This window comes from Burkholderia sp. Ac-20349, from assembly GCF_017104865.1.
In the GTDB taxonomy this organism is placed as follows: Bacteria; Pseudomonadota; Gammaproteobacteria; order Burkholderiales; family Burkholderiaceae; genus Burkholderia; species Burkholderia aenigmatica.
This window is the reverse complement of record NZ_JAAGPM010000055.1, coordinates 12,405-34,760: the sequence shown is the minus strand read 5'-3', so window position 1 is coordinate 34,760 and position 22,356 is coordinate 12,405. Positions and strand designations below refer to the sequence as shown.

General features: G+C 65.6%; 21 protein-coding genes. 6 read left to right on the top strand and 15 right to left on the bottom strand.

The window, feature by feature from the left end; all coding sequences use genetic code 11:
- Positions 1-70: 70 nt before the first annotated feature.
- The 3 genes from G3N61_RS19310 to mltG are packed head-to-tail and all read right to left on the bottom strand — an operon-like array spanning position 71 to position 2,758.
- Complete coding sequence (locus G3N61_RS19310; RefSeq protein WP_043188146.1) at positions 71-1,099, bottom strand: DNA polymerase III subunit delta'; 1,029 nt, start codon at positions 1,097-1,099, stop codon at positions 71-73.
- A gap of 19 nt (positions 1,100-1,118) precedes the next feature.
- Positions 1,119-1,739, bottom strand: a complete 621-nt coding sequence (gene tmk / locus G3N61_RS19305; RefSeq protein ID WP_089450743.1) for a dTMP kinase — start codon at positions 1,737-1,739, stop codon at positions 1,119-1,121.
- A complete protein-coding gene (gene mltG, locus G3N61_RS19300) occupies positions 1,739-2,758 on the bottom strand; it encodes an endolytic transglycosylase MltG (protein WP_089450744.1) in 1,020 nt (339 codons plus the stop codon). The genes tmk and mltG overlap by 1 nt, the downstream gene beginning before the upstream one ends.
- A 77-nt stretch (positions 2,759-2,835) precedes the next feature.
- Between mltG and G3N61_RS19295 the strand changes: the two genes are divergently transcribed.
- On the top strand, positions 2,836-3,870 hold the full coding sequence (locus G3N61_RS19295; protein WP_043188138.1) for a folate-binding protein YgfZ: 1,035 nt from the start codon (positions 2,836-2,838) through the stop codon (positions 3,868-3,870).
- A gap of 76 nt (positions 3,871-3,946) precedes the next feature.
- Positions 3,947-4,792, top strand: coding sequence for an NRDE family protein (locus G3N61_RS19290; RefSeq protein ID WP_205823332.1), 846 nt, complete (start codon positions 3,947-3,949; stop codon positions 4,790-4,792).
- 20 nt (positions 4,793-4,812) lie between these two features.
- On the opposite strand, the gene G3N61_RS19285 is transcribed toward G3N61_RS19290, so the two are convergent.
- The 4 genes from G3N61_RS19285 to G3N61_RS19270 all read right to left on the bottom strand — a co-directional run bounded on the left by G3N61_RS19285 (position 4,813) and on the right by G3N61_RS19270 (position 7,216).
- Positions 4,813-5,253 carry a GNAT family N-acetyltransferase gene (locus G3N61_RS19285; RefSeq protein ID WP_089450745.1) on the bottom strand — a complete coding sequence of 147 codons (441 nt, stop codon included), beginning with the start codon at positions 5,251-5,253 and terminating at the stop codon, positions 4,813-4,815.
- Positions 5,254-5,295: 42 nt separating this feature from the next.
- A complete protein-coding gene (locus G3N61_RS19280) occupies positions 5,296-6,255 on the bottom strand; it encodes an alpha/beta hydrolase (protein ID WP_089450746.1) in 960 nt (319 codons plus the stop codon).
- A gap of 170 nt (positions 6,256-6,425) precedes the next feature.
- Complete coding sequence (locus G3N61_RS19275) at positions 6,426-6,905, bottom strand: PaaI family thioesterase (RefSeq protein WP_046545900.1); 480 nt, start codon at positions 6,903-6,905, stop codon at positions 6,426-6,428.
- Complete coding sequence (locus G3N61_RS19270) at positions 6,902-7,216, bottom strand: Dabb family protein (RefSeq protein WP_205823331.1); 315 nt, start codon at positions 7,214-7,216, stop codon at positions 6,902-6,904. Before G3N61_RS19270 ends, G3N61_RS19275 begins: the two co-directional genes overlap by 4 nt.
- A gap of 127 nt (positions 7,217-7,343) precedes the next feature.
- Here G3N61_RS19270 and G3N61_RS19265 point away from each other — a divergent pair, with 127 nt between their 5' ends.
- Both G3N61_RS19265 and G3N61_RS19260 read left to right on the top strand, forming a co-directional pair.
- Complete coding sequence (locus tag G3N61_RS19265; protein WP_089450748.1) at positions 7,344-7,592, top strand: Arm DNA-binding domain-containing protein; 249 nt, start codon at positions 7,344-7,346, stop codon at positions 7,590-7,592.
- A gap of 418 nt (positions 7,593-8,010) precedes the next feature.
- Positions 8,011-8,934: a recombination-associated protein RdgC gene (locus G3N61_RS19260; protein ID WP_089450749.1), complete on the top strand. Its 924-nt coding sequence runs from the start codon at positions 8,011-8,013 to the stop codon at positions 8,932-8,934.
- Between the two features lie 94 nt (positions 8,935-9,028).
- On the opposite strand, the gene G3N61_RS19255 is transcribed toward G3N61_RS19260, so the two are convergent.
- Genes G3N61_RS19255 through G3N61_RS19245 form a run of 3 tightly spaced genes read right to left on the bottom strand, consistent with a single transcriptional unit; the run spans position 9,029 to position 12,070 of the window.
- Complete coding sequence (locus G3N61_RS19255; RefSeq protein ID WP_205823342.1) at positions 9,029-9,361, bottom strand: carboxymuconolactone decarboxylase family protein; 333 nt, start codon at positions 9,359-9,361, stop codon at positions 9,029-9,031.
- A gap of 12 nt (positions 9,362-9,373) precedes the next feature.
- Positions 9,374-10,621, bottom strand: a complete 1,248-nt coding sequence (locus tag G3N61_RS19250) for a PatB family C-S lyase (protein ID WP_205823330.1) — start codon at positions 10,619-10,621, stop codon at positions 9,374-9,376.
- A gap of 60 nt (positions 10,622-10,681) precedes the next feature.
- Positions 10,682-12,070, bottom strand: coding sequence for an amino acid permease (locus tag G3N61_RS19245; protein WP_277405108.1), 1,389 nt, complete (start codon positions 12,068-12,070; stop codon positions 10,682-10,684).
- Positions 12,071-12,372: 302 nt separating this feature from the next.
- On the opposite strand from G3N61_RS19245, the gene G3N61_RS19240 reads away from it, so the two are divergent.
- On the top strand, positions 12,373-12,831 hold the full coding sequence (locus G3N61_RS19240) for an Lrp/AsnC family transcriptional regulator (protein ID WP_043188112.1): 459 nt from the start codon (positions 12,373-12,375) through the stop codon (positions 12,829-12,831).
- Between the two features lie 185 nt (positions 12,832-13,016).
- On the opposite strand, the gene G3N61_RS19235 is transcribed toward G3N61_RS19240, so the two are convergent.
- Positions 13,017-13,547 (bottom strand): isochorismatase family protein, encoded by a 531-nt coding sequence (locus tag G3N61_RS19235; RefSeq protein WP_205823329.1) that lies wholly within the window; start codon positions 13,545-13,547, stop codon positions 13,017-13,019.
- Positions 13,548-14,368: 821 nt separating this feature from the next.
- Here G3N61_RS19235 and G3N61_RS19230 point away from each other — a divergent pair.
- The gene (locus tag G3N61_RS19230) at positions 14,369-16,510 is read left to right on the top strand and encodes a hypothetical protein (RefSeq protein WP_205823328.1); all 2,142 of its coding nucleotides are present in this window, start codon (positions 14,369-14,371) and stop codon (positions 16,508-16,510) included.
- Between the two features lie 161 nt (positions 16,511-16,671).
- Here the strand turns inward: G3N61_RS19230 and G3N61_RS19225 are convergent, their stop codons facing one another.
- From G3N61_RS19225 to G3N61_RS19210, 4 genes are all read right to left on the bottom strand, one after another.
- Complete coding sequence (locus G3N61_RS19225) at positions 16,672-18,072, bottom strand: sensor domain-containing diguanylate cyclase (protein ID WP_089450752.1); 1,401 nt, start codon at positions 18,070-18,072, stop codon at positions 16,672-16,674.
- Between the two features lie 261 nt (positions 18,073-18,333).
- Positions 18,334-19,512, bottom strand: a complete 1,179-nt coding sequence (locus tag G3N61_RS19220) for an acetyl-CoA C-acyltransferase (RefSeq protein WP_089450753.1) — start codon at positions 19,510-19,512, stop codon at positions 18,334-18,336.
- 56 nt (positions 19,513-19,568) lie between these two features.
- Entirely contained in the window at positions 19,569-20,195 is a 627-nt protein-coding gene (gene pncA, locus G3N61_RS19215; protein WP_043188102.1) for a bifunctional nicotinamidase/pyrazinamidase, read from the bottom strand.
- Positions 20,196-20,235: 40 nt separating this feature from the next.
- Complete coding sequence (locus G3N61_RS19210; RefSeq protein ID WP_205823327.1) at positions 20,236-22,320, bottom strand: 3-hydroxyacyl-CoA dehydrogenase NAD-binding domain-containing protein; 2,085 nt, start codon at positions 22,318-22,320, stop codon at positions 20,236-20,238.
- Positions 22,321-22,356 lie beyond the last annotated feature (36 nt).

Genomic DNA, 22,356 nt, shown 5'->3' with positions numbered 1-22,356 from the left:
CCGGCCGGCCACGGTCGCATCGCGGCGTGGGCCGGTCATCGTTTCGCAATCCGCGAGAAACAATGCCGGATCACGCGAACATTTCCCGGTATCCGAGAAACAATTCCTCGAATACGAGCCGCGCGTTGAGCGGATGGTTCTCGACCGTCCGCTGCCGCGTCACGGCCTTCATGAAGCGGGCGAACGCGTTCGCATCGACCGCCTCCGCGCAACGCGCGAGCGCCGCCGCGTGCATCGGGAAATAGCGCGGCGCGCCCGCCATCCGCTGGGCAAGCAAATCGTACAGCCAGCGCTGCAGCCAGCCGAGCACCAGCGGCACCGGCAGCTTCTGCAGCGTCTCGCCGCACGCGAACGGATCGCAGGCCGCACCGGCCGCGAGCTGCCCGAGCGTGTAGTCGCGCAGCGGGCGGTTCTCGTCGCTTGCGAGCGCCAGCGCGGCGAGCGGCGCGCCGCCTGCCTCGGCAAGCAGCGCGGGCGCATGCTCGACGCCCTGCGCGGCCAGCCAGGCCGCGGCCGCGTCGGGCGCCGGCACGGTCATCGGCCACTGCCGGCAGCGGCTGATGATCGTCGGCAGCAGCCGGTCGATGCGCGCCGACACGAGCAGGAACACGACGCCGGACGGCGGTTCCTCGAGCGTTTTCAGCAACGCGTTCGACGCGGCGACGTTGAGCGCCTCGGCCGGATACAGCACGACGACGCGCGCGCCGCCGCGGTGCGAACCGACCCCGCAGAAGTCGAGCAGCGCACGCACCTGCTCGATCTTGATTTCCTTGCTCGGCGCCCGCGTCTTCTTGCCGCCTTCGTCCGCGTCGGCCGCCTTCGCGTCGTCCGCGGCGCCCGGCGCCTCGCCCGCCAGCGCCTCGGGCAGCACGATCCGGTAGTCCGGATGGTTGCCCTGCGAGAACCAGGTGCAGGCCGCGCAGGTGCCGCACGGCTCGCCGTTCGGCTGCGGCGATTCGCACAGGAAGCCCTGCGCGAGATGCTGCGCGAACTGCAGCTTGCCGATCCCGGCCTGGCCATGCAGCAGCAGCGCGTGCGGCCATTGTGCACGCAGCTGCTGCAGGCGGTTCCAGTCGTCGGTCTGCCACGGATAGATCATGTGGTGCGTTCCTTGCGAATTACAGCGCGGCGAGCACGCGGTCGAGCTGCTGGCGGATTTCGGGGATCGTCTGCGTCGCGTCGACGATCGCGAAGCGGTGCGGCGCCTCTTCCGCACGCCGCAGGTATTCGCCGCGCGTGCGCGCGAAGAACGCGTCGGACTCGCTTTCGAACTTGTCGGGCATGCGCGCGGCGCCGCGGCGCTCGCTCGCGACCTGCGGCGCGACATCGAACAGCACCGTCAGGTCGGGCTGGAAGCCGCCCTGCACCCAGCGCTCGAGCGTCTCGAGCTTGTCGCGCGGCAGCCCGCGGCCGCCGCCCTGGTACGCGAACGTCGCATCGGTGAAGCGATCGGACACGACCCAGTCGCCGCGCGCGAGCGCCGGCTCGATCACAAGCGCGAGATGCTCGCGGCGCGCGGCGAACATCAGCAGCGCTTCCGTCTCGAGATCCATCGGCTGGTTCAGCAGGATTTCGCGCAGTTTCTCGCCGAGCTGCGTGCCGCCCGGCTCGCGGGTGACGACGACCTGCCGGCCAGCCGCAGCCAGCTTGCCCTGGAGGCGTTCGCAGAACCATTGCAGGTGGGTGGTCTTCCCCGCCCCGTCGATCCCTTCGAACGTGATGAATTTACCGCTCGCCATTATTGACCTCGTATGTACTTGTCCACGGCCTTGTTGTGGTCGCCGAGCGTGTCCGAGAACACGCTCGTGCCATCGCCTTTCGCGACGAAATAGAGCGCGCTCGTCTGTGCCGGATTGATCGCCGCCTGCAGCGCGGCCACCCCCGGCAACGCGATCGGCGTCGGCGGCAGCCCGCGTCGGGTGTAGGTATTGTAAGGAGTGTCGGCCTGCAGGTCGCGCTTGCGCAGACGGCCGTCGTACGCGTCGCCGAGCCCGTAGATCACCGACGGATCGGTCTGCAGCGGCATGCCGATGCGCAGCCGGTTCGCGAATACGGCCGCGACGAACGCGCGATCGGCCGCGTGGCCCGTTTCCTTTTCGACGATCGACGCGATCGTCAGCGCTTCGTAAGGCGTCTTGTACGGCAGCCCCGGCACGCGTGCCGCCCAGGCCTCGTCGAGACGCGTCTGCATCAGATGGTACGCGCGCCGGTAGATGTTCAGGTCGCTCGTGCCCTTGTCGAACAGATAGGTGTCGGGGAAGAACAGCCCCTCGCCGCTGCCGCGCTGCACCGCGTTGTCCGACGCGCCGATCGCGCGCAGCAGCTCGGCATCGCTCATGCCTGCCGTCGCGTGCGCAAGATCGGGGTTCGTGTCGAGTTCCGCGCGCATCCGCTTGAAGGTCCAGCCTTCGATGATCGTCGCGACATACTCGTTCACGTCGCCGCGCGCGATCTTCTGCAGGACCTCGTAAGGCGTGATGCCGGTCTTGAATTCGTAGTTGCCGGACTTGAGCCGGCTCGACAGCCCGAGCACGCGCGTCATCGCGACGAAACCGAACGGCTCGACCGGTACGCCGCCGCGCTTGAGCTGCAGCGCGACGCTCTTCACGGTGCTGCGCGGCTTGATCGTGACGTCGAGCGATGCCGAACCCAGCAGCAGCGGCCGGGTTGCCCAGTAATACCCGCCGCCCGCGCCGGCAGCGGCCACAACGACGGCCAGCGCCACGATCGTCGCGGCGCATTTCTTCAGTAGGGACATGGAAACGTGACTCAGGTAAGACCCATATAATACTTGCTCGCCTTCGTCAAAGTCAGGGTTGACTGTTCCCTCATTCCATGAGCACATCGTTCGTTTCACCGGCTGCCCAGGCCGCACCTGCCTCGCTCCCCGTTTTCCCCCGCCCGTCCGCCGCCGATTTCGACGCGCCGGGCGCCTGCATGCCGCTGCCGCAGTTCGGCGTGATCGACGTGGCCGGCGACGACGCCGCGACGTTCCTGCACAGCCAGCTCACCAACGACATCGAACATCTCGACGCCGCGACTGCGCGGCTGTCCGGCTATTGCTCGCCGAAGGGCCGTCTCCTCGGCTCGTTCCTCACGTGGCGCGCCGGCCACGGCGTGCGCCTGCTGGTGTCGAAGGACGTGCAGCCCGCCGTGCAGAAGCGGCTGTCGATGTTCGTGCTGCGCGCGAAAGCGAAGCTGACCGATGCAAGCGACGCGCTCGCGGTGGTCGGGTTCGCGGGTGACGTGCGCGACGCGCTGTCGGGCATCTTCGACGCGCTGCCGGACGGCGTGCACGTGAAGGTCGACGGCCCCGCCGGCACGCTGATCCGCGTGCCCGATGCGGCAGGCCGCAAGCGCTACCTGTGGATCGGCCCGCGCGCGGAAGTCGACGCACGCATCGCCGCGCTCGGCGATACGCTGCCGGTCGTGTCGCCGGCCGTATGGGACTGGCTCGACATCCGCGCGGGCGAACCGCGCATCACGCAGCCTGCCGTCGAACAGTTCGTGCCGCAGATGGTCAACTTCGACGTGATCGACGCCGTTAACTTTCGCAAGGGGTGCTACCCGGGCCAGGAAATCGTCGCGCGCAGCCAGTACCGCGGCACGATCAAGCGCCGCACCGCCCTCGCGCACATCGCCGGCGAGACCGATACCGTGCATGCCGGCGTCGAGCTGTTCCACAGCGACGATCCCGGCCAGCCGTGCGGGATGATCGTCAACGCGGCGGCCGCGCCCGCGGGCGGTGTCGACGCGCTCGTCGAGATCAAGCTCGCCGCGCTCGACAACGGCACGGTGCACCTCGGTTCGGCCGACGGCCCGGCGCTCGCGTTCGATACGCTGCCGTACGCGTGGCCGACGGAAGCGTGACGCACTGACAACCCGTTCGCGCGCCGGCTCGCGAGTCGCAGCCGGCGCCCGATGTTTCCTGCGAGAGATTCACCCGATGTGTCTGATTGCCTTCGACTGGCAGCCCGATGCCGCCGCCGGTCCCGTCTTTACCCTCACCGCCAACCGCGACGAGTTCTTTCGTCGGACCAGCGCGCCGCTCTCGTGGTGGGAAGATGTACCGGGCGTGCTGGCCGGCCGCGATCTCGAAGCGGGCGGCACATGGCTCGGCGTATCGCGCGACGGCCGTTTCGCCGCGCTGACGAACTACCGCGCGCCGTTCGACATCCGCGCGGGTGCCCCCACCCGCGGCAAGCTCGTGTCCGATTTCCTCGGCGGCCCATCCGTTGCGCCGCTCGACTACCTCGGGCAGCTGGCCGAGCATGCGGCCGTCTACAACGGCTTCAACCTGCTCGTCGGCGACTGGCGGCGGCGTGAACTGGCGTGGCTCTGCAATCGCGCACCCGAAGGCGAAAGCAGTGTCGCCGCACCGGTCGCGATCGCGCCCGGCGTGCATGCGCTGTCGAATGCGCGGCTCGATACGCCCTGGCCGAAAGTGGTACGCAAGCGCGCGGAACTCGGCACGCTGCTCACCGACAATCCGACCCCGTCGCTCGACGAACTGATCGCGCTGATGCGCGACCCGCATGTCGCGGACGACGACGCGCTGCCGCACACGGGCATTCCGATCGAGCGCGAGCGTGCGCTGTCGGCCGCGTTCATCGAGACCCCCGAATACGGCACGCGCGGTACGACCGCGCTGCGCGTCACGATGAAGGAAGGCGTGCGGCTGACGGTTGAGATCAAGGAACGCTGCGACGACGACGGCTCGCACCGCACCGTCCGCCCGGGCACGTTCGAGCGCGCGTTCACGTTCGACCTCGACGCGACCCCGCCGCGCTGAGCACGCGAGCGGGCGCCGCGCTACGGCGCGCGCGCCATCTCGACGTGCGGCACGCCGGCTTCGACGAACGGTTCACCGACTGCCGCGAAGCCGTGCCGCAGGTAGAACGACACGGCCGAATCCTGCGCATAGAGCCGCACGACGATTTCACCGCGCCGCCGCGCCACATCCAGCAGCGCGTTCAGCACGGCTGACCCGACACCCTGCCCGCGCGCGTCGGCCAGCACCGCGACGCGGCCGATCGTGCCTGACGGCAGCAGCCGCCCGGTCGCGACCGCACGGCGGACGCCCGTCGACGCATCGATCCGGTATGCCACCGCATGCAGCGACAGCAGATCGTCGTCGTCGAGCTCCCATTCCGGCGGAATCTGCTGCTCGCGCACGAACACTGCATCGCGGATCCGCGCGGCGTCGCCGCCCAGTGCCGTCCAGTCACCCGTTTCCACCACGCCGTCCGTCATCGCTGCTCTCCACGCGGCGCGCTCGCCGTCAAGCGCCCGTCGTCAAACGTCGTCGAATGCGGCTTTCAGCGCCGCGACCGCGTCGGCATGCGCGGCCCGTACCTCCGGCACGTAGCCGCCCATCTTGAAGAACTCGTGGATCATCCCCGCGTAGCAGACCAGCGTGACCGCGTTGCCCGCCGCACGCAACTTCTCCGCATAGGCGGCGCCCTCGTCGCTCAGCGGATCGTATTCGGCCGTCGCGATCCACGCTGGCGCGACGCCCGCGAACGACGGCGCTTCGCGCGTGCCGTCGAGCGGCGCAAAACGCCAGTCGTCTCGGTCCGCCCGATCGCGCACGTATTGTGTGAAGAACCACTGGATCGTGTCCTGCGTCAGCAGGTAGCCGTTCGCGAGCCGTGCGTGCGATTCGGTATCCTGGAAGCCCGTCACGCCCGGGTAGATCAGCATCTGCAGCGCCAGGCGAATGCCTGCGTCGCGCGCGAGCACCGCGCAGACGGTCGCGAGCGTGCCGCCCGCGCTGTCGCCACCGACCGCCAGCCGTTCGGCATCGATGCCGAACGTGGCGGCCTCGCGATGCAGCCATTGCAATGCGTCGTCGGCGTCATTCACGGCGGTCGGGAACCGGTGTTCGGGCGCGAGCCGGTAGCCGACCGACAGCACCGCACACTGCGCATCGTGTGCGAACATCCGGCACAGTGCATCGTGCGTGTCGACGCTGCCGACCGTGAAGCCGCCGCCGTGGTAATAGACCAGCGCGGGCAGCGGCTCCGCCAGGCTCGGCGCGACCGGCAGGTACAGCCGCGCACCGATCGTGCGGCCGTCGCGCGTCGGCACGACGCATTCCTCGACCGAATGCATCGGCGCCGATGCGACGTCGAGGATCGGCGCGCTCTTCTCGTACGCGGCGCGCGCCTGCTGCGGCGTCTGGTGGTGATAGGACGGACGTTTCGCACGCTCGATCATGTCGAGCACCTGGGCGATCTTCGGATTCAGCGGCATCGGTTGAGGACGGCGCCTGCGCGACGCCGTGAACGGACAAGCGTGCATGATGCCATGCGCGCGTCGTGCGAGCGTGGCGCGCCGCGCGTTTCGAAATTCCGGTGCGCCAATGCGCTCCATAAAACAAAACGGCCCTGCCTGTGAAGAGGCAGGGCCGTGCGTCCGGGCGCTTACGCGTCGCTCGGGCCGGGCTGAGCGTCCGGCGCCGTGCGCGAGCGTTGCCGCTTGATGTCGCGGCCCACCGCGAGCCGCCGCATGTACTTGAACGTACCGAGCGCCTTCGCGACGAAATTGCCGTCGCTGTCGCGCACTTCGCCTTCGCAGTAGGCCATCGTTGTCGAGCGATGCATCACGCGTCCGTAAGCGCGCAACTCGCCGCGCCCCGGCTGCATGAAGTTCACCTTCATCTCGACCGTGACGACGCCGATACCGTCGTCGGTCAGGCTGCGCGCCGCCATCGCAAGCGCGATGTCCGCGAGCGTCATCGTCACACCGCCGTGCGCGATGCTCCATGTGTTCATGTGCCGTTCTTCGAGCGGCAGCACAATCTCGCTGGCGCCGTCCTTCGCGGACACGAGCTGCACACCGAGCATGTCGACGAACGGGCTTTCGATCGACGGGCCGTCCGTCGGGGTTGCCGCGTCGCTCATCGTGCGATGTCGACGATGTAGTCGACGCATTCGCGCGACTCGGCCACCGCGACGACGAATTTCTTCACTTCCTGGTGAACCGGGTGCACCTGGTAGGCGTCGAGCGCGGCCTTGTCCGTGAAATCGGACACGAGCACGATGTCGGCGGTGGCGTCGAGGCCCGGCGTCGCCACGCCGACGTCGATCTGCAGCGTGCCCGGCACGAGGTCGCGGCAGCCTTCGAGCTTTTCCTTCAGCTTCAGCGCGTTCTGGGCGCGCGTCGCGCCTTCGGCCGATTCCTTCAACTTCCACATGACGATATGTCGGATCACTTCGGTTGCTCCTGTTCGTTCTGGTTCGGCGACTTGCCTGTCACCCTTGCCAATCGGGCATCTTACGCCCTTTCGCCGTTTGCTCGCGTTCGCTGGAAATTGCGTCCGGCCGAGAAAGGTGCGGGTAATGAAGCGGGTATCGTTTCGATCACCCGACGACGATACCGGCTTTGTCACCGTGCCACTTGACGACAACAAGATCCGACAAGCAAAGGCAGACGACAAGCCTACCAAACTTGCCGGCTTCAATGGACTGGATCTGTCGGTGAATCCGTCCGGCTCCAGGCTCAGGCGAGACAAGTACAGAATGGCCGGGAAAGAGAATCTCTTTGCCATCGGCGAATATCGCAGCATCAGCCTTCAAGACTCGTGCTGAATGCGACGGTGCCCGCGAGTTCGTCAAGAAGGGACTGCACCCATCCCATATGCGACAGGACGTCCTGTCGGCGCGGCTCAACGAAGGCAAAGCACGTTTTCGAGCACTCAGCGACGAGTGGCTGGAGAAGAAGTGAACGACGTGGACTGAGCGACTCTTTGGCGAGATGCTGCGCATGCTCGAAACCGATGCGTACCTGTACATCGGGAACCGCCCCGTGCGCTCAGTCACCGCAAACGATGTGCTCGCTTTGATGTCGCGGCGAAGAGCGTGGCCCCCCTTCCCTAGCGAATTTGGCGACCGATGCCCACCTACCCAGCACTACAACCGTCAACGGCCTGAACCGTCACACCGAGCGACCGAATCCGCACCCAAAGCATCACCGTCATATAGAATGGTGCGCTTTGCCCGTACTCCTATGTGGTTCAAGAACCTTCAGCTTCATCGTCTTCCGGCACCTTGGGCCGTTACCCCCGATCAGATGGAAAAATGGCTGGCGCCCCACGCGTTTCAGCCGGGCAACAGCGTCGAGATGCAGAGCCACGGATGGGCGTCGCCGCGTGACGACGGCGCGCTCGTGTATTCGATCAACCGGCAGATGTTGCTGACGTTTCGTGCCGAGAAGAAGCTGCTCCCGGCGTCGGTCGTCAATCAGGTGACCAAGGACCGCGCGCTCGAAGTCGAGGAGCAGCAGGGCTTCAAGGTAGGGCGAAAGCAGATGCGCGAACTCAAGGAGCAGGTGACCGACGAACTGCTCCCGCGCGCATTCACCATTCGCCGCGATACCCGCGTGTGGATCGATACGGTGAACGGCTGGCTCGTCATCGATGCGGCGTCACAGGCGCTTGCCGACGATGTTCGCGGCCTGCTCGTCAAATCGATCGATCAGTTGCCGCTCGCCGGTGTTCAAGTGGTGCGTTCGCCGGTCGCCGCGATGACGGATTGGCTGTTGTCCGGCGAGGCGCCGGGCGGATTCACCGTGGACCAGGACGCCGAGTTGCGCTCGAGCGGCGAAGGCGGCGCCACGGTGCGATACGTCGGCCACGCGCTGGAAGCGAACGACATGCGCCGGCACATCGAGGCCGGCAAACAATGCATGCGCCTTGCGATGACCTGGGACAACCGGATCTCCTTCGTGCTGACGCCGTCGCTGACGATCAAGCGCGTTACGCCGCTCGACGTGATCAAGGAAGCGGCGGATCCGACCGCGCAGAACGACGCTGAACGCTTCGACTCGGATGTCACGCTGATGACCGGTGAATTGGGGCGGATGTTCACCAGTCTCATCGATATCCTGGGCGGCGAGCAGCGCGACTCGGTTCCTCAGGCGGCCGCAGCCTGAACGCCGTCGGCGGCCGAGAAACCTCGCCCCGCCCGCGACGGCGAGGTTTCGAGCCCGCGCGACAGAAAGTGCTGTCCGCGCGTACCACTCCCCGTCAGGCCCTGTCGAAGGCGTCGAGCGTGCGCGCGGAATAGACCAGCGTGGCGCCGGCATTCAGATGGATCGCGACGCCGAGCGCTTCCGACAGTTCGTCGACCGTCGCACCTGCCTTCTTCGCTTCGCCTGCGTGGAATGCAATGCAACCGTCACAACGCGTGGTCACGGCAACAGCAAGGGAGATCAGCTCCCTTGTCTTTGCATCCAGGAAATTGGTCTTCTCACCAGCCTGACCAAGCGACACAATGCCTTTCATCGTGTCCGGGGCGAGCGTCGAGAATTCCCTGAATCGCCGCACAAGTTGCTCACGATACGCGTTCCAATCGACCATCATTTTTCTCCGTTACACAGACACTTGGATGGATTGAGCAATGGACGCTACGGCGTCGCGATAATCGACGATCGCATCGCGCATCCTTTCGAGCGCGCGTTGCACCTGGACGCGCGGGCACGCGAGATTGAGCCGTACGCGGCAACGACCGTTTTCGACAAACATCTCGCCACCTTCGAGAATGACCCCGGCCTTTTCCAGAAAGAATCTGGTCAGGTTCACCGACTCGTCGAAGTAGGCATGCAGGTCTATCCACGCCAGGTACGTTGCATCAGGCACACGGAATCCGGCCTCGGGCAGATGCTCGTTCAGAAATTGTCGTGTCCATGCAAAGTTACCGTCCAGGTACGAGCACAACGCCTCCAGCCACGGTGCGCCATCTCTGTACGCACCCGTCGCGGCTGCCAGACTGAGCGGATTCACAAACGGGTAATGCCGCCGCTTCCATGCGTCGCGCAATTCCGGATCGGGGATGATCACCGTCGCAATCATCATCCCGGCCAGGTTGAAGGTCTTGCTGACGGCCATGCACGTGATGATGTCTCTGCTTTTAGGAAACAGCTTGGCCAACGGCGTGTGACTGCGACCGGCTCTGAGCAGATCGCAATGGATCTCGTCGGAAACAATCTTGACGCCGTTCGCGATACAAAGCTCACCCATGCGACGCAGTTCGTCGTCGGTCCAGATGCGGCCGGTCGGGTTGTGCGGATGACAAAGGAAAAACAGCTTGACCGCCGGATCGCTGACCTTTGACGCGAAGTCGTCGAAGTCGATTGCGTATTCGCCGTCGTCGGACACGAGCAAGCATGACGTCACGAACTCACGATCGCGTTGAACCGTCGCATGCTTGAAGTAGCCATAGGCCGGCGCCAGGGTGAGTACCTTGTCGCCGGGTTGGCATATGTACTCGACCAGACCGAAGAGTGCCGGTATGACGCCCAGCGACACCTGCATCTCATCGCGCGTGAAGCGCCAGTCGTACCGCTCGACACACCAGGCATGGAAAACCTGATAGAGCTGATCGTCGAAGTTCATCGTGTAGCCGAAGACCGGATGACTCAAGCGTTCGGCGATCGCGTCGAGCGCTGCATCCGGTGCAGCAAACTGCATGTCGGCGACCCACATCGAGATCAATTCTTCCGTCGGTCTGCCAAGCGACGGGCGGGCACCATCGGCCCCGAAGAGGTAGTTTTCGAAGCCCTCTTCCGCCAAGGCATTGGTGCCACGGCGGGAAATCAAGCGGTCAAAGTCGTATCCCATGTGTGTTCACTCGTTAAATGAAAATGGCACGCAACCGACATCCGTCGTGTTGCCCCGAAGTCAGTTGAGATGCGACCGTTGCCGCGCGTACGTGAAATACACCACGAGCCCGATCGCGAGCCAGACCAGAAACGCGATCCACGTCGTGGCTTGCAGGAAGGCCGTCAGCGTGATGCAGAATGCAATCGCGAGGATCGGGACGAGCGGCACAGCCGGGCAGCGAAATGCGCGCGGGAGATCGGGCCGGGTCTTGCGCAGAATGATGACGGCGACGGAAATCAGGCTGAACGCCGCCAGCGTTCCGATGTTGATCAGTTCGGTCAACACGTTGAGCGGTACGACCGCTGCGACCAGGCCGAACAGAATTCCGACGATCCAGGTCGCGAAGAACGGCGTGCCGAGATTGGCATGAACGCTCGACAGTCGCTTCGGCAGCAGGCCATCGCGAGACATCGCAAACACGATGCGCGTCTGGCCGTAGGTCATCACGAGAATGACGGTGGTCATGCCGAGAATCGCGCCGAGATCGACGAATCCGGCGACCCAGTTCTCTCCCGCGTATTGGAGCGCAAGCGACACAGGGTGGTCGACACCCAGGAACTTTTGGTATGGAACGATGCCGGTCATGATTGCGGACACGACCACGTACAACACCGCACACACCGCCAGCGATCCGATGATGCCGATCGGCAGATCCCGCGCAGGTCGCTTCACTTCCTCGGCGGCGGACGTCACCGCGTCGAAACCGATGAACGCGAAAAACACCAGTGCCGCAGCGCTGAATACGCCCGAGTAACCGAAGGGCGTAAACGGATGCCAGTTCACCGGTTGAACGTGACGTGCGCCGACGACGATGAACAGCAGGACGACACCGACCTTCAACCCCACCATCACGTTGTTGATCCGGGCCGATTCCCGCATCCCGAGCGACAACATGGCGGTCAACACCAGCATGATCAGGAATGCCGGAAGGTTGAACCACGTCTGGACGCCGGGAATGGCGCCGGGAGCGGCCGAGAGCGCGGCCGGCAGATGCAGCCCGAATCCGCCGATGAGCGACTGAAAGTACCCTGACCAGCCCACCGACACCGCAGAACTCGCCAGGCCGTATTCGAGCATCAGGTCCCAGCCGATCATCCATGCCACCAACTCGCCCATCGTGGCATAGCTGTAGGTATAGATCGAACCCGCCACCGGCACCGACGACGCGAATTCCGCGTAGCACATCGCCGCGAATCCGCACGCGAGCGCCGCGATCACGAACGAGATGGTCAACGCCGGGCCGGCGGTCAGCGCCCCGGTGCCGGTCAGCACGAAGATGCCGGTACCCACGATCGCGCCGATCCCCATCAGGATGAGATCGAATGGCCCCAACACCTTTTTCAGGCCATGTGGCGCGTGACTGGCTGCGACCATCGCCGCAAGGTCCTTGGTTCTGAACAAACTCAACTGACTCCTCCATTTCTTTTATGTGGGCGGCCTGACCCGTCTTGAGGCTCGGCCATTCGAACTTGGCGGACGTCGTTCAGAGGCGCCGATGGCACCCTGCCCGCCCGCTCCCGTTCGGTTAATGATCGTCGATGGAACGGTTAATAGGATTTCTCGAACGCAAGCCGTTTGTCGGATCGAGAAAATATAATTAACCGGCTTGAGTTCGATACTGGCCGGTCCTAAGGACGGCATGCTGGGGGCTTTTTTACGTGCCAGCGTGCGCGGGCCAGGATGCACACAGCGACCGAGGGGAAAACGAGATGACGGATCTGGACGACACCGACCGGAAGATTCTGGAATTGCTGCAGGCCGACGGCCGACTCGCAAACGCGGAAATTGCGGAACGGGTTGGATTGTCAGCGCCCGCTTGCTGGAAGAGGCTCAAGCGGCTGGAGACGCGGGTGATCCAGGGCTATCACGCAACCTTGAATCAGCAGGAGCTCGGGCTGGGACTGTTTGCCTTCATCAACATCATGCTCGACAGTCACTCCGAGAAGGCGATGCGTACGTTCGAAGCTGGAGTGATGGCCCTTCCCAACGTGGTGGCCTGCCACAACGTGTCGGGCAAATACGACTATCTGCTACAGGTGGTCGTCCGCGACATGGAGTCCTTTCATCAACTCGCGATGCACCGTATCCGCACCCTAGGCAACATCAAGGAGATGTACACCGGCTTTTCGCTCAAGGAGATCAAGCGCTCAACGAGCCTTCCTCTTTGACGCCTGGATCGCCCTGGTCGTGGCCATATGTCGGATCACTTCGTTTGCGCCTGTTCGTGTTGATCCGCCGTTCCGGCTGAAACACTTGCCGGTCACGCATGTTCCACCGCCCCGCCATTCGCTCGCGCCCCGGACAGCGCAGCCGGGTGCTGAAAGGCAGGGATCGAGCGGGCATCAGCCGCGATTCACTTGATCAGACGCAACACATCGCGAAAACGCGGATGACGGCTGGAGCCCAGCCATTCGAACGCGATCATCTCGACCGTCGCGATTTGCGCCCCCGCCGCCCCGAGCCGAGCGATCCCCGCGTCCCGGTCGATCGTCTTGCGCGACCCCACGGCATCGCTGACCACCGTGACTTTGCGGCCGCTTCGCAACAGCCCGACGGCCGTTTGCAACACGCACACGTGCGCCTCGCAACCGGCGACGATGACGCTATTGCGCCCGGCCGGCAATGCATCGACCAGGCCTTCCGCGCACGCGTCGAAATGATCCTTGACGACGGTGTTCGAGCACAGCTCCTTGATCTCCGGTACGTTCCGGCCCAGCTGGACGGGGCTCTGCTCAGTACCCATCACCGGCACGCCGACTATCTGCGCGATACGGGCAAGTCGGACAGCCTGCGCGACGACGGTTACCTCTTCGTGGATGGCTGGCATCAGCCGCGCCTGAAAATCTACCAATACGACCACTGAATCGTCGGACACGTGCAGCACGGCGCATTCTCCGGAGTGAAGGTGACGTCACCCGCCATCGACCGTCGATGATGGGTCGCTCTGTCGCAAAATCGTCAGTCCCGCAAAAGATGGATATCGAATCGCATCGATGACTGACTGCGTCGATTCGATAAACGATGGCGAGCCCCCAGCCTACCAAACTTGCCGACGTCGTTGGCGCGATCGCATGGCGCTCGGCTCTCGGAATCACCCGCTGGCCCGGTCGCAGGAACGCCGGTTGCTCACCGCTCCGCATTGCCGAATCCATCGCATTCCGCGCCTTCCGTTTGCACCGCCCAAGACACGGCAACAGGCGAACCGTCACGATTCAATCCCGGCTCGTAATCAATCGCCAATACGGATATTGATTGCCAATCCATTTTCACCAAAATCGATAATCAGCGCACCTCCATGCCCTCATGAATTCGCATATTTTACCGACCCGACAAGCAATAATTGCGACCTCATTCCAGAGCATTATTCGAAAACCCTGAAATCATTATTGACTTCGACTTTATCCGAACTTTAGAATCCCCTACGACGGCTTACATTTCGTTTTTCACGCCGCACACACCAGCGCCGGTACTGTACCGAAACGCCAGCAGAGAAGTTTTCCGTGCCCAGCCGAGGCATCGCCTCCTTTTGTTTTAAATTCCGGCATTAACCGCCAACCGGTTATTTCTCATTCAGTTCGCCTCAGAATCACGTCCTGATTAATTCCATCATTTCCAGGAATTATGCAATACCGGACGCAGCAGACCGAGCACCCGCTCATTCGATAATTCCCATAAAAATCGCCAGTCATCAGGAGGGACATCAACATGCATCGCCTTGCGAAGTCGCTGTGTCTCGGATTCATCTGCGCCAGCCTGCTCGCAGCCTGCAACGACGACGTCACATCGAGCAGCCCGCCGTCGAACACCGCCGCGCTGTCGTTCCGGATGGACACCGGCGGCCAGATCAACGCGTTCTACCGGCAGGACAACGTCGCCGCGCACCTGCTGGTGCGCTCGTCGACGAAACCGCGCCTGCTCGTGGTCTTCCCCGCCGGCAACAGCGGCACGGGGCTGTGGTTCGACGACACCGCGCAGCCGGTGAACTGGAACCTCGACACGCCGCCGTCCGCGCTGTCGGCACCCGACACGCACGGCCGCCCGCTGTACGGCATCGGCGCCGACGTGTCGGTGGACACCGACACGCTGACGATCCGCCAGGGCGTGCTCAGCAACGTGCGCTTCCTGCGCGACTTCAACGGCGGTGCAACGATTCCGCAGCAGATCCTCACCGCGCCGACGGTCCAGGGCAGCGCCGTGCAATGGCAACGCGACCGGATCGACGGCGCGCCCGGCTATTCACTGCGCATCACGCTGCGCGACGGCGGCAGCATCGCGCCGGCAGCGGGCGGCAAGTTCGTCCTGAGCGCCCCGGCGGGCTCGCACACGCTGCGGCTGCATGTCGATGCGCTGTCGGGCGAGACACCGTTGTCGCCGATCACGCGCGCCGACCTGCTCGCGCCATCGGTGAACCCTGACCCGGTAAGCCAGAACGTGCTCGAGTTCCTGAGCTTCCACGACAAGCTGCTGGCCGGCTCGTGGCAGTACGACACCTACTTCGGCCGCGACACGCTGATCTCGGTGCGCATGCTGATGCCCGTACTCGAACCCGCGGCGATCGAGGCCGGCCTGTCGTCGGTGCTGGGCAGGCTGTCGACCGACGGCAAGGTCGCGCACGAGGAAGGCATCGGCGAATTCGCGCTCGTCGACAACCAGAAGAACGGGCGGCCGAACGATCCGACGCCGACCTACGACTACAAGATGATCGACAGCGACTACCTGCTCGCGCCGATCGCGGCCGCGTGGCTGATCGACGATACGCGCGGCCAGGCCCGCGCGGCCGCCTATCTCGCGCAGCGCGGCAGCGACGGGCAGACCCATGGCAGCCGCCTGGTCGTCAACCTGCTGCATGTCGCGACGACCGCGCAGCCGTTCGCGCAGCAGCCGTCGGTCGCGAACCTGATCCACCTGCGGCCCGGCGAGATCGTCGGCAACTGGCGCGACAGCACCGACGGGCTCGGCGGCGGCGTCTACCCGTACGACGTGAATGCCGTGCTTGTGCCGGCCGCGCTCCGCGCGGCGAACGCGTTCCTCACGCGCGGCCTGCTCGACCCTTACCTGGATGCCGGACAACGCGCGACGCTCGCCAACACGGCGAACCAGGCAGCCACCTGGGAAACGCAGGCACCGTCGCTGTTCCAGGTCAGCGTGCCGGCCGCGCAGGCGGCCACCGACGTATCGGCCTATGCGCCGTCCGCGGGCGTGCCGGCCGGCGCTGCACCGGGCACACCGCTGTCGTTCTACGCGCTGTCGCTCGATCAGCAGGGCAACCCGATTCCGGTGATGAATTCGGACGGCGGCTTCGCGCTGCTGTTCGGCACGCCGCCGGACGACGCGCTTCAGCGGATCGTCACCGACGTCACGCGGCCGTTCCCGACCGGGCTCGTGACCGATGCCGGCATGCTGATCGCGAACCCCGCGTATGCAAGCCAGGCGCTGTGGCCGAAGTTCACCAGTTCCGCGTATCACGGCACGGTGATCTGGTCCTGGCAGCAGGCGATGTGGGTGGCCGGGCTCGATCGTCAGCTCGCGCGCCAGGACTTGTCGGCCGCGACGCGCGCGCTGCTCACACAGGCGCGGCAGACGATCTGGCAGGTGATCTCGAACGGACGCGACATGCGGACGTCGGAAATGTGGACGTGGTCCTACGTGAACGGCAAGTACCAGACCGATGCGTTCGGCACGCGCAGCGCGGACGCGACCGAGGCGAACGCCGCACAACTGTGGAGCACCACGTATCTCGCGATCCGCGATCCGCAGCAGCGCACGGGCAAGTACTGGTGGCAGGCGTCGCAGCAGATGCAGGATGCTCAGCCGAAGAAGAGCGCGGCGGCTCTGGCAACGCGGTAGCGGATCGCCAGTCGCGTGCTGACCGGGTATGCAAAAGCCCCGAGGGCGCTACCGCCTCCGGGGCTTCCTTAGAGATCGAGGCGCTCGACACAGCCTCTGTGCCCGCGTTGCCGAATGTCCCGCGTCCGGTCACCGGCGCCCGCTTGCCGCGCAAACCCGCATCACCGCGCGACGACCCGGTTCCGCCCTTCCCGCTTCGCCTGGTACAACCGTTCGTCGACCACGCGCAGCAACGCATCGACCGTGCTGCCGTCGGCCCCGTATTGCGCGACGCCGACGCTGACCGTCACCTGCACGCGCTTGAAATCGAGCCCGAACGGCGAGCTCGCGATCGACGAACGCACACGCTCGGCCGTCATCCGCGCGCCTTCGAGCGGCATATCCGGCAACAGCGCCATGAACTCCTCGCCGCCGACCCGCGCGAGCCCGCCGGCCGGCCGGATCGCATCGAGGCACTGGCGCACGACGCCGCGCAGCACCTCGTCGCCGATCTGGTGCCCGTATGCATCGTTGATGTTCTTGAAATTGTCGAGATCGAGTGCGAGCAGGCAGAACGGCGTGCCGTCGCGCTCGGCCCGCACCATCTCGCGCTCGACCTGCGCGATGAACTGCCGGCGGTTCGACGCGCCCGTCATCGGATCGGTCGCGGCCATGTATTCGAGCTTCTGGTTCGTGCGCCGCAGTTCCTGCAGCGCGCTCTCGGTACGCGCCATCGATTCCGACAGCCGGCTCATCAGGTCTTCCTGACTGTAGATCGCCGAGAACGAGCGGGTCGTCTGCAACGCCTGCACGACGCCGTAGCTGAGCAGGAAGAAGCCGCCCGCGAAAATCGCGTGCGCGAGCCACCACATGTGATTCCACGGCTTGCCGAGGATGAACGCGAGCGACGACAGCGCGAACGCCATGATCGACACGCCGTAGATCACCATCAGCGGCGAGCGGATCCGCCGCGCGAGCAGCACGGCGACGTTCAGCAGCGAGAACACGAGCGCGCCGCCTTCCATCGACAGCCGCGTGCCCAGCGCGCCCGCGATCGGCGAATACGCGATGTACGCCACGGCCACGTTGACGATCACGAAGAACGCGATCCACGGCAGCCACGTGCGCACGCTCGTGCGTTTCTCGAAGCGATCAGGCGGACGCGAATACGACATCAGGCCCGTGAGCAGCAGGATCGACATCACGAGCCGCGACGCGGGCCCGTACAGCAGGAACAGCCAGATGTTGTGATGCGCCATCCCGGTGAACGCACCGTGCAACGCATAGATCATCGCGAAGCCAAGAAAGCCAAGTGTCAGCCAGCGCAGCAGCGGCTCGCCGGACGACCGGTAGCACACCCACGTCACGTAGGTGACGAACGCGCCTTCGAGGGTCGCGGCAGCAATCGCGATTTCATGGAATGCGTGGCTCTCGAACACGACGCGCGGGTCGCTGAAGAACCACAGATAGGCGATCAGATAGGCGGGCAGCAACGCGAATCCGACCAGCAGGCATTTCGCGTAGAGCCTCGCGGCCGCGCTGACGACGCGCGGCGGTTCCCCGGCTGCATAGGTCGTACTCATTCGGTCCCCGGTCGGTCTGCTGCGTTGGTTCGAACCTTCGCGGCACGGATCGCACAACGCACGATCCGGCCCATCGTGCCGAAAGGCAAATGTCAGAGCAAGTATAGGTGGGGCAATTCGTTTGACAAGTAAGGGGAAACGGCATTGCCGGGCGCACGCCTTTTGCTTCCCGATTGTTTCGAATGGCGACTCGATCGCGCCAATTCGCGTCGCGGCCGCCCGCTTCGCCGAAGCGAAACCGCGGCCGCCTCCTGCCAAAGATCAGAGGATTTCGAACAGGCCGGCCGCGCCCTGCCCGCCGCCGATGCACATCGTGACGACCGCGTACTTCACGCCGCGCCGCTTGCCTTCGATCAGCGCATGGCCCGTCAGGCGCGCGCCCGACACGCCGTACGGATGGCCGACCGCGATCGCGCCGCCGTTGACGTTCAGGCGGTCCTCAGGAATCCCGAGCGTGTCGCGGCAATACAGCACCTGCACCGCGAACGCTTCGTTCAGCTCCCACAGGCCGATATCGTCAACCTTCAGCCCCGCCTGCTTCAGCAGCTTGGGCACCGCGAACACGGGGCCGATGCCCATCTCGTCCGGCTCGCACCCGGCCACCGCGAAACCGCGGAACACGCCGAGCGGCTGCAGCCCTTCGCGCTGCGCGACGTCGGCGCTCATCACGACGCAGGCCGACGCGCCGTCCGAGAACTGGCTCGCGTTGCCGGCGGTGATCACGCCGCCCGGCACGGCCGACCGGATCTTCGACACGCCTTCCAGCGTCGTGTCGGGGCGGATCCCTTCGTCGGCCGAGACCGTCACTTCCTTCGTGAACAGGCGCCCCGTCACCTTGTCGGCGATGCCCGCGAGCACGGTGATCGGCGCGATCTCGTCGCGGAAACGCCCGGCTTCCTGCGCGGCCGCGGCCCGCAGTTGCGACTGCACGCCGTACTCGTCCTGCCGCTCCTTCGAGATGCCGTAGCGCTTCGCGACGTTCTCGGCTGTCTGCAGCATGTTCCAGTAGATCTCGGGCTTGTGCTGGGCCAGCCAGCCTTCCTGGATCATGTGGTGGTTCATCTCGTTCTGCACGCACGAGATCGATTCGACGCCGCCCGCGACATACACTTCGCCTTCGCCCGCGATGATCCGCTGCGCGGCCAGCGCGATGGTCTGCAGCCCCGACGAGCAGAAACGGTTCACCGTCATCCCCGGCACGGTCACGGGCAGCCCCGCGCGCAGTGCGATCTGCCGCGCGATGTTTGCGCCGGTCGCGCCTTCGGGGTTCGCGCAACCCATGATCACGTCCTCGACGCGCGCCGGGTCGAGCTTCGCGCGTTCGAGCGCGGCCGCGACCGCGTGGCCGCCGAGCGTCGCGCCGTGCGTCATGTTGAAAGCACCGCGCCAGGATTTCGCCAGCGGCGTGCGGGCGGTCGATACGATTACGGCTTCGGTCATGCGAGTCTCCTTCGGTCCTGCATCATGTCCTGAATCGGATGGGGAATGCGCTACGCCTACGGGCGCGCGCCCGCGGACGTCACATGCGCGACGCCCGCTGCCTGCATCTGCTGCCATGCGTGGGCGAGCGACCCGTTCAGGTCGATCGCACGGCACGCATCGTTGATCACCGCGGCTTCGAAACCGGCCGCGCGCGCATCGAGCGCCGACCACGCGACGCAATAGTCGGTCGCGAGCCCGCAGCACCACACGCGCTTCGCGCCAAGCTCGCGCAGATAACCCGCGAGCCCGGTGCGCGTCGTGCGGTCGGCTTCGACGAACGCGGAATAGCTGTCGACCTGCGCGTCGCCGCCCTTGCGGATCACGAGCCGCGCATGCGGGATGTCGAGATCGCGGTGCAGCGCCGCGCCTTCGGTGTCCTGCACGCAGTGCACGGGCCACAGCACCTGTTCGCCATACGGCAGCGCGAGCGTAGAGAACGGTTCGCGGCCCGGATGGTTCGCCGCGAACGACACGTGCTCGCGCGGGTGCCAGTCCTGCGTCAGCACGACCTGGTCGAAGCGTTGCGCGAGCGCGTTGATCACCGGCACGACCGCGTCGCCGTCGGGCACCGCGAGCGCGCCGCCCGGCATGAAGTCGTATTGCACGTCGATCACGAGCAGTACGTCGTCGGTGCGTTTCATTGCGTTTCTCCGGGTGTGCGTCGCGCCGCGATCCGGCGCGTCAGCCGTTGAACCCGCGGCCGGCCTTCGCGAGCTCCGCGATCGACGGCGCGAGCTGCCATGCGTCGCCGTTCGGCGCGGCCGCGTAGCGGCGAATCGCGCGCTCGACGTTGTAGAGGCCGACCACGTCCGCGTACAGCATCGGGCCACCGCGCCACAGCGGGAAGCCATAGCCGGTCAGGTAGACCATGTCGATGTCGGACGCCTTCGATGCGATCTTTTCCTCGAGGATCTTCGCGCCTTCGTTGACGAGCGCGAACACGAGCCGCTCGACGATCTCGTCGTCGCCGATCTTGCGCCGCTCGACACCGCGCTCCTTCGAATACGCGACGACCATCTCGTCGACGAGCGAAGACGGCTTCGCCTTGCGCTCGCCCGGCACATAGTCGTACCAGCCGGCGCCCGTCTTCTGGCCGAAGCGGCCCTGCTCACACAGGCGGTCGGCGATCTTCGAGTACTGGAGACCGGGCTGCTCGACGTAGCGGCGCTTGCGGATCGCCCAGCCGATGTCATTGCCGGCGAGGTCGCTCATCCGGAACGGCCCCATCGCGAAACCGAATTTCTCGATCGCACGATCGACCTGTGCGGGCAGCGCGCCTTCCTCGAGCATGAAGAGCGCCTGGCGGATGTACTGCTCGATCATCCGGTTGCCGATGAAGCCATCGCACACGCCCGACACGACCGCCGTCTTGCGGATCTTCTTCGCGACGGCCATCACGGTGGCTAGCACGTCCTTCGCGGTCTGCGCGCCGCGCACGACCTCGAGCAGCTTCATCACGTTCGCCGGGCTGAAGAAGTGCATGCCGACGACGTCCTGCGGGCGCTTCGTGAACGCCGCGATCTTGTCGACGTCGAGCGTCGACGTATTCGACGCGAGGATCGCCCCCGCCTTCGCGACCTCGTCGAGCTTCGTGAACACCTGTTCCTTCACGCCGAGTTCCTCGAACACGGCCTCGACGATCAGGTCGGCGTCCTTCAGGTCGTCATAGGACAGCGTCGGCGTGATCAGCGCCATGCGCGCGTCGAGCTTTTCCTGCGTGAGCTTGCCCTTCTTCACCTGCGCGTCGTAGTTCTTGCGGATCGTCGCGATGCCGCGCTCGAGCGCGTCCTGCTTCGTCTCGAGCAGCGTGACGGGCAGGCCTGCGTTGATGAAGTTCATCGCGATCCCGCCGCCCATCGTGCCCGCACCGATCACGCCGACGCGGCGAATCTCGCGCAGCGGCGTATCGGCCGGCACGTCGGGAATCTTGCTCGCCGCGCGCTCACCGAAGAACGCGTGCCGCAGCGCGCGGCTTTCCGGCGTCATCATCAGCGCGACGAAACCGTCGCGCTCGGCCACGCTGCCCTTGTCGAAACCATGCAGCACGCCGGCCTCGATCGCGTCGATGCACTTGTGCGGCGCGGGGAAGTTCGGTGCGGCGGCCTTCGCCGAATTGCGCGCGAACTGGATGAAGCCCGCGGCGTTCGGGTGAACGATCTTGCGATCGCGCACGCGCGGATGCGGCCCCTTCTGGGCACCGACCTTGCGCGCGAACGCGACGGCCGCGTCGAGCAGGTCGCCATCGGCCATTTCGTCGAACAGCCCGCTCTTCGCAAGCTGCTCCGACGGCACGGGCGCGCCCGACACGATCATGTTCAGCGCGGTTTCGAGCCCTACCGCGCGCGGCAGGCGCTGCGTGCCGCCCGCGCCCGGCAGCAGGCCGAGCTTCACTTCGGGCAGCGCGACCTGCGCGCCGGGTGCCGCGACGCGGTAGTGCGCGCCGAGCGCGAGCTCGAGGCCGCCGCCCATCACGACGCTGTGCAGCGCCGCGACGACGGGCTTCGCGCTCGCCTCCACCGCACGAATCACAGTGTGCAGCGTCGGCTCCTGCAGCGCCTTCGGCGTATTGAATTCGGTAATGTCGGCGCCGCCCGAGAATGCGCGTCCCGCGCCGGTCAGCACGATGGCCGTGACCGACGGGTCCTGCGCGGCGCGATCGAGCGCGTCCATGACGCCCTGACGGGTCGACAGACCAAGCCCGTTGACGGGCGGATTGTTGAGCGTAAGGACGGCCACGCCGTCGCGAGTCGAGTAATCCACTGCCATCTGCCTGCCTCCATGCATCGCGCGCCGGGGTGGCTG

Coding starts and splice junctions, on each gene's coding strand:
- G3N61_RS19310 (WP_043188146.1), bottom strand. CDS start 1,099: ATGATCTATCCGTGGCAGACCGACGACTGGAACCGCCTGCAGCAGCTG.
- tmk (WP_089450743.1), bottom strand. CDS start 1,739: ATGGCGAGCGGTAAATTCATCACGTTCGAAGGGATCGACGGGGCGGGG.
- mltG (WP_089450744.1), bottom strand. CDS start 2,758: ATGTCCCTACTGAAGAAATGCGCCGCGACGATCGTGGCGCTGGCCGTC.
- G3N61_RS19295 (WP_043188138.1), top strand. CDS start 2,836: ATGAGCACATCGTTCGTTTCACCGGCTGCCCAGGCCGCACCTGCCTCG.
- G3N61_RS19290 (WP_205823332.1), top strand. CDS start 3,947: ATGTGTCTGATTGCCTTCGACTGGCAGCCCGATGCCGCCGCCGGTCCC.
- G3N61_RS19285 (WP_089450745.1), bottom strand. CDS start 5,253: ATGACGGACGGCGTGGTGGAAACGGGTGACTGGACGGCACTGGGCGGC.
- G3N61_RS19280 (WP_089450746.1), bottom strand. CDS start 6,255: ATGCCGCTGAATCCGAAGATCGCCCAGGTGCTCGACATGATCGAGCGT.
- G3N61_RS19275 (WP_046545900.1), bottom strand. CDS start 6,905: ATGAGCGACGCGGCAACCCCGACGGACGGCCCGTCGATCGAAAGCCCG.
- G3N61_RS19265 (WP_089450748.1), top strand. CDS start 7,344: ATGAAGCGGGTATCGTTTCGATCACCCGACGACGATACCGGCTTTGTC.
- G3N61_RS19260 (WP_089450749.1), top strand. CDS start 8,011: ATGTGGTTCAAGAACCTTCAGCTTCATCGTCTTCCGGCACCTTGGGCC.
- G3N61_RS19255 (WP_205823342.1), bottom strand. CDS start 9,361: ATGGTCGATTGGAACGCGTATCGTGAGCAACTTGTGCGGCGATTCAGG.
- G3N61_RS19250 (WP_205823330.1), bottom strand. CDS start 10,621: ATGGGATACGACTTTGACCGCTTGATTTCCCGCCGTGGCACCAATGCC.
- G3N61_RS19240 (WP_043188112.1), top strand. CDS start 12,373: ATGACGGATCTGGACGACACCGACCGGAAGATTCTGGAATTGCTGCAG.
- G3N61_RS19230 (WP_205823328.1), top strand. CDS start 14,369: ATGCATCGCCTTGCGAAGTCGCTGTGTCTCGGATTCATCTGCGCCAGC.
- G3N61_RS19225 (WP_089450752.1), bottom strand. CDS start 18,072: ATGAGTACGACCTATGCAGCCGGGGAACCGCCGCGCGTCGTCAGCGCG.
- G3N61_RS19220 (WP_089450753.1), bottom strand. CDS start 19,512: ATGACCGAAGCCGTAATCGTATCGACCGCCCGCACGCCGCTGGCGAAA.
- pncA (WP_043188102.1), bottom strand. CDS start 20,195: ATGAAACGCACCGACGACGTACTGCTCGTGATCGACGTGCAATACGAC.
- G3N61_RS19210 (WP_205823327.1), bottom strand. CDS start 22,320: ATGGCAGTGGATTACTCGACTCGCGACGGCGTGGCCGTCCTTACGCTC.